This is a genomic window from Haloferula helveola (assembly GCF_037076345.1).
Classification (GTDB): domain Bacteria; phylum Verrucomicrobiota; class Verrucomicrobiia; order Verrucomicrobiales; family Akkermansiaceae; genus Haloferula; species Haloferula helveola.
In genome coordinates this window covers 46,413-58,218 of the sequence record NZ_AP024702.1, presented here as the reverse complement: position 1 = coordinate 58,218, position 11,806 = coordinate 46,413, and the positions used below count along the sequence as shown (strand labels likewise).

Annotated in this window: 8 protein-coding genes; 2 read left to right on the top strand and 6 right to left on the bottom strand. The window is 63.4% G+C overall.

Annotation, left to right across the window (positions count from 1 at the left end):
• The 5 genes from hemW to HAHE_RS00195 are packed head-to-tail and all read right to left on the bottom strand — an operon-like array spanning position 1 to position 7,622.
• On the bottom strand, positions 1 to 1,086 hold the full coding sequence (gene hemW, locus HAHE_RS00215; RefSeq protein ID WP_338687502.1) for a radical SAM family heme chaperone HemW: 1,086 nt from the start codon (positions 1,084 to 1,086) through the stop codon (positions 1 to 3).
• A 2-nt stretch (positions 1,087 to 1,088) separates the two neighbouring features.
• Positions 1,089 to 1,880 (bottom strand): hypothetical protein, encoded by a 792-nt coding sequence (locus tag HAHE_RS00210; protein WP_338687501.1) that lies wholly within the window; start codon positions 1,878 to 1,880, stop codon positions 1,089 to 1,091.
• On the bottom strand, positions 1,852 to 3,435 hold the full coding sequence (locus tag HAHE_RS00205) for a S8 family peptidase (RefSeq protein WP_338687499.1): 1,584 nt from the start codon (positions 3,433 to 3,435) through the stop codon (positions 1,852 to 1,854). Before HAHE_RS00205 ends, HAHE_RS00210 begins: the two co-directional genes overlap by 29 nt.
• 45 nt (positions 3,436 to 3,480) lie before the next feature.
• A complete protein-coding gene (locus tag HAHE_RS00200) occupies positions 3,481 to 4,197 on the bottom strand; it encodes a hypothetical protein (protein WP_338687497.1) in 717 nt (238 codons plus the stop codon).
• Between the two features lie 47 nt (positions 4,198 to 4,244).
• A complete protein-coding gene (locus tag HAHE_RS00195) occupies positions 4,245 to 7,622 on the bottom strand; it encodes a hypothetical protein (RefSeq protein ID WP_338687495.1) in 3,378 nt (1,125 codons plus the stop codon).
• Positions 7,623 to 8,013: 391 nt separating this feature from the next.
• On the opposite strand from HAHE_RS00195, the gene HAHE_RS00190 reads away from it, so the two are divergent.
• Positions 8,014 to 9,483 carry a PLP-dependent transferase gene (locus HAHE_RS00190; RefSeq protein WP_338687494.1) on the top strand — a complete coding sequence of 490 codons (1,470 nt, stop codon included), beginning with the start codon at positions 8,014 to 8,016 and terminating at the stop codon, positions 9,481 to 9,483.
• A 168-nt stretch (positions 9,484 to 9,651) separates the two neighbouring features.
• Positions 9,652 to 9,876, top strand: a complete 225-nt coding sequence (locus HAHE_RS00185) for a hypothetical protein (protein WP_338687492.1) — start codon at positions 9,652 to 9,654, stop codon at positions 9,874 to 9,876.
• A 119-nt stretch (positions 9,877 to 9,995) separates the two neighbouring features.
• Here the strand turns inward: HAHE_RS00185 and aspS are convergent, their stop codons facing one another.
• The gene (aspS, locus tag HAHE_RS00180) at positions 9,996 to 11,801 is read right to left on the bottom strand and encodes an aspartate--tRNA ligase (RefSeq protein ID WP_338687490.1); all 1,806 of its coding nucleotides are present in this window, start codon (positions 11,799 to 11,801) and stop codon (positions 9,996 to 9,998) included.
• Between the last annotated feature and the right edge of the window lie 5 nt (positions 11,802 to 11,806).

Genomic DNA, 11,806 nt, shown 5'->3' with positions numbered 1-11,806 from the left:
TCAGATGATCTCGGCAGCGATGGCATCGACCAGAGGGAGACCCTCGGGGGTCAGAACGAGACGGCCGTTCTTCAGGCTGGCGAGACCGCTGTCGACGACCCGCGACGGGTCGGTCTCCTCAAGCAGCTCGGCCGGAACTCCCTCCGAGGTGCGGAGCAGCAGCGCGATGCGCTCGATGCGGAGTTGGGCCGGAGTGAGCGCTTCGGACTCGGTGGCGGCGTTGCCGACGGTTTCGATCATCTTCACGTAGCGCTCGGTGTCGGGCACGTTGCGGGTGCGGATGCCTGATACGGTCGAAACGGCGGACGGCCCGAGTCCGAGGTAGTCTTCGCCGTTCCAATAGCCGTGATTGTGGGACGAGCGTTGCCCGGGGCGGGCGTAGTTCGATGTCTCGTAGTGCTCGAAGCCGGCGGCGGTCAGCATCTCGCGTGCGAGGAGGAACTGATCAGCATCGCGATCCTCATCGGCGTCGAGTTCACCCTTGGCGAGCATTTCGAAGAAGTCGGTGTCCTCCTCGTAGGTCAGGTTGTAGGCGGACACGTGGTCGGGTTCGAGGCGGAGCGTCTGCTCCAGCGTGCGGCGCCAGTCGTCGAGAGCGAGCCCGGGAACCGAGAACATCAGGTCGATGTTGACCGAGGGCATGCCTGCCTCGCGAAGCAGCCGGACCGATTCCGCGGCTTGCTCAGGCGTGTGTTCGCGGCCGAGCGAGCCGAGCGTCGGGCCGTGAAACGATTGGATGCCGAGCGACACGCGGCGGACGCCGAGTTCCCGAAAGAGCCGGGCTTTCGCGAGGTCGAAGGTCGCGGGATTTGCCTCAAGGGTGATCTCGTCGAGTGCTTCGAGGTTCGTGATCGCCGCCAGGCCATCGAAGAGGCGGCGCAAATGCCCCGGCGACAGCATCGATGGGGTTCCGCCGCCGAGATAGAGGGTCCGTGGAACGGGAGAAGGGGGCGCCATTCGCTGCCGTGCTTCGGTGAGGAGGGCGTCGATGAACCTCGGGATCGGAGTGGCGCCCGGGGTGTGTTTGTAGAACGAGCAGTAAGGGCAGATCCGGTGGCAGAACGGGATGTGGAGGTAGATCAGCATGGCTACCAACGGCCGGTGATCACGGTGGGAACGACGACGGTCCGCTCGCCTGACCGTACCTTGGAGCGGCCGATGTTGGCGTCGGGAACGACCGCCTCGAGGCAGGATGACGTCTTGCCGTCGGTGCTGAGTACGGGAAGCGGCGGAATGCGGAACGAACCGCGGACCTTCTTTCCTCCCCATGGATCGAAGTAGACGAACTCGTGACTCGATGCGCCACGTTCCAGCTTCTCCGGGACCATGACGACCGTCACGAAGTGCCCTTGGAGTGCCTGCCATGCTCCATTTCGCCAGACGTAGCGGCGCAGGCTGAGCACCGGTGGAAATCCGTCCTTCAACGAGTCGCGAAGCCGGTCGTGGCTGCGGCGCAGTAGTTTGTCGGGCTTCTCCCGCTTCTGGAGGAGAATGCTCTCGGTCTTGGGATTCGGGAGGCCACCGATGGCGGCGAGTTCCTCGGCAATGTCGGCGAGGTCTTCCGCGTTGATCCCGGCGCCGGTCCAGCGGTTGCGCCCCTTGAGGCTGGCGGAGGGGCGGATGCCGTGGGCGCGGATGATGTAGAGCAGCTTCGACTTGTCACTGCTGCCGGGGATGCGCTCCGGAACGCCCCGCCATTTCTCGCTGCCGCAACGGAGCGACGCCAGCAGCGCGGCGGGGCCACAGGCATTGCCAGCCACACTCAGCTGATCTACCGGGCCGGCGACCGCATGGGGTGCCCAGCGCTCGTCGGCCATGGCCGAACCCGCGAGCAGCAGGGTGGCGAGCAATTCAGGGATCTTCCGCGGGAACGACAACATCGACTCGCCGGTTGTTTGCCGGATTCGCATCGGTGCCGCCACCAGAAACCTTCACCACCGAGTCGATCTGGATTTCCTCCGAACCGAGGGTCAGCGGAAGGTTGAAGGTCTGGATCTCTCCCGGCGAAAGCGTGGTGACGTTCAACTGCGTGGATCCGGCCGGTGTGGTGACGCTGACCGGCGCATTGATGATCCGCGAGGTTCCGCGGTTCTCAACGGTCACCTGGAGCACCGTCTGGCCCTGTGCGTCGGTAGTGACGTAGTTCGAAGCCAAGGCGAGATCGGTGATGCCGGTGGTCTTGCTGTCGAAGGTGCGCCCGACATTCAGGACTCCGGCACCGTAGCTTGAGTCGTCACCCGGCGGGCCGGCTTCGTTGGCCGAGTCGACGAGCATCTGCCATGCGGTTGCCGCAGGCACACGGAACTGGGTCATGACGGCGGCGATGGCACCGGTGACGACCGGTGAACTGGCCGAGGTGCCGGTGAAGTTGATCGTCTGGTCGTCGGGCCACGCCGAGGTGAGCGCCAGCCCGGGGGCAACGATCGAGACGTCGCCCGAGTTGGAGAAAAGGAGGTGCTCGCCTTTGGCGTCGACCGCGCCGACTCCGATCACCTGATCGTAGCCGGCCGGATACGCGATCCGGTTGAACCCGTCGTTGCCAGCCGAAGCGACGATCAGCACTCCGGCTTCTGCCGCGTAGTTGACGGCATTCTCGAGAATCGCGCTGCGACTCATCGATCCGAGCGAGATGTTGATCAGATCGGCGCCGGCGTCGGTGGCGGCGATGATCGCCTGCGCCAGCACGAAGGTATCGGACGACCCGCCGTCGTCCGCGATCCGGTAGGACAGCAGGGTCGCGTCCGGAGCGAGTCCGAGTTCGCTGGCAATCAGGGAGGCAACAGCGGTGCCGTGACCGTTCTGGTCTGCCGGATTGTCCGGCAGCTCGACGTAGTTGGTCGAAATGACCTTGTTGGTAAACTGTCCATTCGCGGCGATGCCGGTGTCGAGCACCGCGATCTTCAGCCCCTTGCCGAGCCCCATCGTTTCTCCCTCGACTCCGAGCCAGCGGAGGAATTGATCGCCGAAGCCGATAGCTCCGTCCTGGATGCTTCCGCCACCCGGCACATAAACCGGAAAGATGAAGCCCGTGTCTTCGGTTCCGTCGAGCAGCGCCGCCAGCTCGTCCGCGTTTAGGAAGCCGACCCGCAATGTGTTAAGGGCATCGATCGAACCGAGCACCGCAATCCCTTTGCCGGCGATCGCCTCGAGGAACCGGCGCATCGACTCGGCGTCGCGGAAGGTGATCGTCCGCTGGCCGGGAAGGGCTCCGAGTTCGGACGCCTCGCGATCGAACTTCGGCTGGGACGGGGGGCGCTCCGACGTTTTCGGGGTTCGGATCACCGAGTCACGCTCCGTCTTCGGGGCGCGCAGCTTGGTGACAGGTGGCAGCTCCGGATCCACCGTGCCGGTCGCCGAATTACCGATCCACCGGCCGACGCCGAGGCCGATCGCCACAATTGCGACGAGGGCGGCCCACGGCTTCCAACCTTTCATACCCCAAGTAGAACCCGAATCCGCCCGTTGGGTAGCGGAAATTCTTCAGCCCGGGTCACCCGAGCCGAGGTCGGCGGGCGCCGCGTCCTCGTAGTGCTTGATCCGGGGGTGTCCGGACTTGGGCTCGGTGTAGATGATCGCGAGGTCCCGCTTGTCCTTGATCGACCGCCATGCAGTGTTGTGGAAACGGGCGAATCCCTTGTCGGTCTCATACTCGGACAGAACCGGATAACGGTTCAGCCCGTCGACCTTGCGGACGGAATCGACGAGTCTGGATTTCCCGGGGGTCAGGTTGACGGCCTTGCCGCCGCTATGTTCACCCATGTGGATGCGCACGTTGTGGTTCGAAAGGTTCATCAGGCGCACCGAGCCGTAGGGGAAGCTGCGCGTGTCGTCCGGCAGCGCGACGATCCGGTACGGTGACTTCGCCTTGTCGGGTGAGGGCAGGAACAGGAAGAGGATCTCCGAGGTCGCGGGAAGCTCGACCGCCGGTAGCGCCTTGTAGGGCTTCTCCGGATCGTCGTTGGGGAGGAAGAAGACACCCTTGCCCCCCGTGGCCCTCATCTGAAACGGAAGCGAGTAGACCGCGGTGTAGAGCTCCTGCTCGAGCATCTCGCCCTTCCGCTCACCCGGCACGAAGACGCTTTTGACGTCATCGATGTAGGAAAAGCAGAGGGTGCGGACGTTGAGCAGGCGCTCCTCGCTCTGCCCGGCAACGGGCAGAACCAGTGCGGCAATGAGAAATGCGAACGTGCGAAGCATGCCGGGAAGTTGCTGCCGTTGGGTCATCGGGACAAGTGGCATCCGAATCAAACCTCCTCGGGAGCCAGCCAACGGAAGGCGGTCACCACAAAGCGGCGACCGAAGGTCTCGTTCGCTGCGGTCGTCGGCTCGTCGAAAGCCTCGTCCGTCGGGTCGAGGTAGTCGGGAGTCCGCTGGATCACCGCTTCGCACCAGGCACGGGCAGAGACGCGGCCGGAGCTGTCCACCGCCTCACCATAGGAGCGGATGCGGAAGGTGTCCGAGCGGACCGTCATGACTTGGCCGACAGTCGACAGGATATCGCCCTGGGTGAGGAAACCGGGAGCTCCGGTGGCACTCGGGCCGTGCATCGCCTCCTCGAACGGGAAGTCGGAATCGGCGGTCTCAGCCGCACCGTAAATGATCGAGTCCTCATCGAACTCGGCATTGATGTCGGTCCGGTCGATGGCCGCCTGAAGGGCACCCTTCAGGGCGAGATCCTTGTCGTTGCCGACGCGGCGGTTAACGAAGTCGGCCAGCGAGAGGAACGGGCCACGTTCGCGGACTTCATCGACAATTTCTTCGGCCAGTCGCTCGATCTGGTCGTCGTCGAGCGTGCGGAAGCCCTTCCAGCGCCCTTCGCGGGCAACTTCCGGAGGAGCGCCGATGGAATCCTCGACCGGTCGGCCGGTGGGACGGCGCATCCTGCTCAGCGGATTGTCCGCCCTTGAGATGGTGTCTTCCTCACCGATGCCGGCCGGGCCTCCGGTGCCGTCGTAGTAGGTGACGTCCTCCTCGTTCAGCGAGGCGAGCAAGGTCTTCCATGCATCGATCGACAGCGTGTTCACGTTAAACGGTCCGTCGATCATGAGGTGGGCGGCCGTGTGCAGATAACCGGTCTCGTCCACAACGTCCGCCACCAGTTCTTCGGTGGGGCGGTCGGTGTAGCTGATCAGTCGCGAATTGAGCAGGCGCTCCGAACCATCGAAGAAGCCTTTGGCCACGTCCGCGGCGCCGCGCCGTGAATCCATCGCCGCTCCGCCGTGCTGGCAGATGGTCGAGAAGAAGTAGCCGTCCCACAGCTTGCTGTTCAGAAGCCACGAGTGGTCGAGCAGCTCGTAACCCTGGCCGGCATCATAGGTGACGCGGTTCGGAGGCATTAGCGGGCTCGCCCACGATTCGCCGACGGTGTAGTTCGGCGATCCGAGGAAGCCTTGCGGCGCGAGACGGGCGTGGCGCAGCTGGGCCGGAGACTGAAGGGGAAGGGCGGGGATCTCGAACTGCGGTGCCGAGGTGATGCCCATGTCGGCGTCCTTCGCGGTGAAGAAGAAGGCGCGGTCGGTGAGCGGATCCCACGGATACTCGTCGTTGGGTCCGATCTGGCGCATCGCGACATCATGGGTCGCGTGGTCGGCCTTCTCGCTTTCGAGACGGATCACGCTCATGTTGCTCGCTTGGGCACCTTGGACCCACGGTTTCGACGGTGTCTTCGCGTCGAGTGTGGTCTTTGCTTCGAAACTGAAGGTCGCGAACGGCTTCACCCGCGAGTAATCCTTAATCCGGTCGGCCGGGCTCTGGTAGATCTCGGTCGTGCGGTAGGGACGCTGGAGTCGGGCGGGATAACGCACCCGTTCCTGCCCGGTGGACATCGCCTTGGTGAGGAGGCCTGCGGGGTCGCGCCGGTCATTGAAGCTGAGGAAGTAGGTTCCGACGCGGGTCGTCGTCTCCCGGCGGCGGTCGGTGGTCACCAGCGAGACGTCGATCGAGAGCTTGTTACCGGATGCCTGGGAGGGCATCGGGGCAAACTCGACGTCGATGAAGTCGGTCGAGCGCATCGAGTAGATGCCCATGCCGTCGTCGTAGGCGGTGAGCATGTGGTCGGGCGTCAGCCAGTCGACCCAGAAGCCCATGCCGCGGGCGTAACCCGGGCCGAGGGTGACATCGGCGGTCAGCCCTTTGCCGTCGCGGTCGGCCCAGTCGAAGACACCGCCGTTGTTGTTCCACGACCAATTGCCGTCGACCGACTCGCCGAAGACCTTCGACTCACCCGGAAGCAAACGGATCGGAACGGAACTACTGCCCGAACCGTAGGCGCCGCGGACATTCAATCCGAACGCCTTCGCGGTGCTGCTGTTGGAGTCGTGGTAAAGGTAGAGCTGATTGAAGTGGGCGAGGTCGGTCGTCTGCGGCTGGAGGGCGCGCTGGCTGTCGCCGCGATAGAAGCGGAAGCCGATCGGCACGTCCGCGAAATCAATGCGCATGCCCTGCGTTTCGATCGGCACGTTGTAAGGGTTGTACAAAGTGACGATCGGCGTGTAGATCAGGTAGAGCATGTAAGTCCGGCGGCTGTCGCCGGTCTTGTTGCGGATCGTTCCCGGCCAGTGACCGTGCGCGTCCTTGGCGATGAGCGTGAACTGGAGCTCGACCTTCGAGACCACCGGGGTCAGCGGCGTCTCGCTGGGAGTCTGCGGATCGGTGTAGGCGTTGTCGCGACGGTTGAGGCGGGGTTCGCCATCCCTCGGCGCGGCGGCTTCGATCTCGTAGCCTCCGTTGCTGGAGCGGATCGTTTCCTTGTAGAGCGACGCGTAGTCGGCGAGGTGCGACCACAGCGGATTGTTCTCCGCTCGGACGAGGGAGCGGTCGTCATAGATGGGCTCCCGGCGCATGTCCGACGGCAGGTCGTCGGCGATCCGGCTGAGGTCGCGCTTCAGACCGCCATTGCCCGGGTCGGAGATCACGCCGTGGCTGAACACGGTGACGTCATGCTGGAGGTCACCCAGTTCGGCCAATCCCGGGAGCAGGTCGGAGCTCTGGAGACTCACGAGCTTGTTCTGGGACGTCTCGCGGGACCAATTGAAGCTTTCGACTTCGGGGAACTGCTCCATGCCGAAACGCGGCGCGGCCCCGAGCAAGGCTTGGGATGCGATCGGCAGGCGCGGCTCCTCGCGCACGAGGTCCGCCTTGGCCTTCAGGCTTTCGTCGAACGCAGTCCATGCGAAGCGCCCGTCGGTCCGGTTTCCTCCGATCGCCATATCGACGGTCGGCGCGAGGACGATATCTTCCGGATCGGGATTCGGTCCGAGGGACCCTTCATCCAAGAGCGGAATGCCGTCCTTGGCAGGCAAAGCCCTCGGGTTCTCCTCGATCCCGGACGAGATGTAACCGAGAAAGCGGTCGGCAGCTTCAGCCGACGGCTGCTCAACGTTCTGCGGCACCCCCTCCCAGACGCCCGCAAGATGGGCGGGGGCATTGGGATCTTCGAAAGTGGCGGGCGCGGTGATGCGGCGGTCGTCGCCGAGGCGCTTCTGGATTTCCCCGATTGCCAAAGTCAGACCGAGACGGGCGTTGGCTTGGGCCTGCTGCATGGCGTCGCCTTGGGACGACGCTCGGAGGGAAATCGTGGAGAGGCTAAGCAGTCCGACCGCCAGCAGAGCGAGCAGGACCATCAGCGTCACAGTGATCACCAAAGCGAAGCCGGGCTGCCTTCGATGGTGTTGGGTGGCACGAAAAGATGGGTTTAAAGTGCTTTTCATTTAATTCATGGACACAGTATAGCCAGTGATACGGGTTGTAAATACAAATAGGGTTGCCCGGAAAGCAACTACATAGCAGATTGAGATAAAACTCGAGATGCAGCCCGTTGAATACTTGCCTCGGATCATGGCGCAGAACCGGGGTGCTCCGCTATGACCCGATTGGGTTGTCTCGTTAGCATCCTTGATCGCGAATCCTGACGGAGGCTCCGATTCACAAGGGAAGGGAAGCGGGGCTGATTTCTGGTCGGGCTCGAAAACCGCTTGCGCAATCAAGGCATTCGGTCCCAAGCAGGAGGCGCGCATGCGAAACTTTGTCGACCAGCCGGCGTGCTCGGAAAGTGACCTTGGTGTCCCGCTTCCGGACTCTCCGCATGCCTGCTCGGTGTGCTTACCGACATGGGCGTCGGTGACCGGCTATGAAGAGGGCCGCGACAAGATCATGCGGCGGCTGAAATCGGGCTATCCCCGGTTTGTCCGGAACCCGCTCCTTGGAAGACTGACCCTGAGGGCGGAGGAGGAACTCGCAGGAGATGGAGAGAAGGTGTTTCTCTTCCCAACCAAGGGTTCGGCCCAACGGGCCCAGCGCTGGATTGAGAAGAAGGCTCAGATCGCCGCGCGTTCTTCCGGATTCCATGGCTTCCAGGCGGTGGTGGTTCCGGCGAAGGCCGGATCGGTCGCCAACGAGTACCAAAGGTTCACCGGAGAGTTGGTGAGCAGCCGCATGGCGGAAGATTGGCTGAACGGGGGACTCAAGGAGGGCTCCAAGCTGCATTTGCTGAAGCGGCGGCTCGCCACGCTCTACGGCACGGAGTCATCGAACGTGAGCGTGTTCTCAAGCGGGATGTCGGCCGTGACGGCGCTACTGCGCTCCCTGCCCGGAGTGGCCGAGGGGCGGAAGACGCTGCAGCTTGAGTTTCCCTATGTCGACTCGCTGAAGGTTCAGGAGTTTTTCGGCAGTGGCGTCGTGTTTCTCAACGAAGCGGAGGGTGAGTCGTTCGAAGAGGCTCTCCAGCGCATCGGGCGCGGAGAATTCGCCGGAGTCTTCACGGAAGTGCCGAGCAATCCGCTGCTGCGGACAATCGATCTCGAGCGGGTCGCATCGGCATGTGCCGAGGGAGGGACGCCGCTGATTGTCGACGACTCGTCGGTAGGGCCCTTCAATGTGCGGGTGCTGCCGTTTGCGGACGTGGTGACCTGCAGCCTGACGAAGTGGCTGTCGGGGGCGGGCGACGTGATGGGTGGCGCCGCGGTGGTCCGTAGCGATTCTCCGTTCGCGACTGATCTGCATGCGGCGCTTGAGGTCGAGGCGGTGGAGACATCGCCGATGTATCTCGGAGATGTGCAGGTCCTTCTGTCGAATCTGAAAGGCTACCGTGCCCGGATGGCGAAGCCGAATGCCACCGCGCTGCGTTTGGTCGAGTTCCTCGCGGAACACCCGGCGGTCGCGGAAGTCTGGCACCCGTCGCGGGTGCATCGCGCTCGCTACGAGAAGGTGATGTCACCTGATGGTGGTTTCGGGGCGCTTTTTTCCTTCGTTCTCAAGTCTCCACGCAAGGCGCCGAAGGTTTATGACGCGCTCAATGTCTCGAAAGGTCCCAGCTTCGGCACCCGCTTCACGCTGGCGTGCCCGTACACGCTGCTCGCTCATTATCAGGAGCTTGATTGGGCGGAGGGATGTGGGGTTCCGGCCCATTTGCTTCGGGTTTCCGTGGGGGAGGAGGACCCCGGGCATCTTGAACAGGTGTTTTCCGAGGCGCTGCGCCACGGTTGAGGCTCCTGCTTGGTTTTAGGCGGAAAACCGACGCAACACTCGGGTCTGGGTAAAATGGCTTGCGTGGCGTCCGAAATCCGCTGGAATGGCGGTGCCGGAAACCGCCAATACCTTATTGGACTGCCCGTGTTTCAGGTGCCCGTATACCCAGCATCGTCACCAATCCGCATGAAACGTAAGCCCAAACTCGCCCTCAGGGTGAATCATGACAACCCCAACCACCATCTCTGGAACAATCGTGGAGTGTGGTGGTGCCACCTCACTGTCCACAAGCCGGACGCCACTGCCGAGCGCCTCCGCTTCTCGCTGAAGACCCGCGACGTCGAACAAGCCCGCGAACGTCGCGACCGGATCTTCCGCCAGATCGCCGAGCACTACGAGATCGCAGCCTGATCGGCTTCTCCGGGTTGCTTCAGGCAACTCGAACCAACCCGGCTCACCCACATCACCGGGGTGAGCCGATTTCCGTGTACACGCCCGGCGATCGGGAATGTTGAAGTCCGTATCCGGTATCAGGATGCTTCGGGAGTCGAACCGGGAGCTGGCTTGCGTGCCGTCGACTGAATCCGCAGGTCGCGCAGCTGCTTCGGGTCGACCTCGGCAGGCGATTGCGACATCAGGTCGCTACCCTTGTTGTTCTTCGGGAATGCGATGACCTCGCGGATCGAGTGTTCACCGCAAACGAGCATCACCAGCCGGTCGAGGCCCAGTGCGACGCCGCCGTGGGGAGGGGCTCCGAAGCGGAAGGCGTCGAGGATATGGCCGAATTCTTCGGCAGCCTGCTCCTCGCTGATGCCGAGAGCCTTGAACATCGCGCTCTGCAGGGTCGCTTCATGAATCCGGATCGAGCCACCGCCGAGTTCGTGGCCGTTCAGCACTACGTCGTAGGCGAGGGCCCGGATGTCGGTGGAAAGCTCGCCGGCAAGGAGCTTCTGCTCGTCGTCCGGGTGCGGACGGGTGAACGGGTGGTGAACGGCGACGTAGCGGCCCTCCTCCTCGTCGAAGGCGAGAAGCGGGAATTCGGTAACCCACAGAAAGTCGAGTTCGGTGCTGCCTTCGGTCAGCTTCTGCATGTCGGCGCAGGCGAGGCGCACCCGACCGAGTACGTCGCAGGCGCTTTCCCACTGGTCGGCGGCGAAGAGAATCAGGTCGCCGGGCTCGATGTTGAGTTTGGTGCGCAGCGCCTCGACCTCCTCGTCGGTCATGCGCTTGACGAACGGGGAGCGCCAGGATTCGCGCTCCTCACCACGCGCCTGGATGTAGGCGAGCCCCTTGGCGCCCGCGTCCTGCGCGAGCTTGGTCAGCTTGTCGATTTGGCCGGTTGAGATGTCGGCGAAGCCCTTGGCGTTGATCGCCTTGACCACACCGCCTGCCGCGACAGCACCCGAGAAGACGCGGAACTCGCAGTTGCGCAACTCTTCGGTCAGATCGACGAATTTCAGGTCGAAACGTCGGTCGGGCTTGTCGGAGCCGTAGAGGTCCATCGCATCGCGCCAGGTCATGCGGTCGAAGCCCGGCGCCACGTCGGCGTCGATCGCTTCCTTGAAAACGCGGACGAGAAGTCCTTCGACGAGCTCGATGATGTCATCCTGTCCGACGAACGAACTCTCGATGTCGATTTGTGTGAATTCCGGCTGGCGGTCGGCGCGCAGGTCTTCGTCACGGAAGCACTTGGCGACCTGGAAATACTTCTCGATACCGCCGACCATCAGCAGCTGCTTGTACTGCTGAGGTGCCTGCGGCAGGGCGTAGAAGTGTCCGCTCTGGAGGCGCGAAGGAACCAGGAAGTCACGTGCGCCTTCCGGGGTGGACTTGGAAAGGATCGGAGTCTCGATCTCGCAGAATCCGTGCTCGTCGAGGAAGTCGCGCGCCGACTTGGTGATCCGGTGGCGGGTTCGCAGGTTGCGGGTCATCCGCGGCCTGCGCAGGTCGAGGTAGCGGTACTTCATCCGCAGGTCCTCGTTGGAAAGCTCCTTGTCGAGTTGGAACGGCAGCACCTCGGCCTTGTTGACGATGGTCAGCGAGGTCGCGACGATCTCGATCTCGCCGGTGCCGATCTTCTCGTTGACCGTGCCTTCAAGTCGCTTGGAGACCTTGCCGGTGACGAGGACCACGTCTTCCTCGCGCAATTGGTGGGAGAGCTTGGCGGCGTCCGCGCTCTCCTCCGGCCGGAACACACACTGGGTGAGCCCCTCGCGGTCGCGCAGATCGATGAAGATCACGCCTCCGTGGTCACGGGCCGAATTGACCCAGCCGATCAGGGTGACGGTTTCACCGGTGTCGGATGCGCGGAGTTGGTTGCAGTGGTGCGTTCTCATTCTCG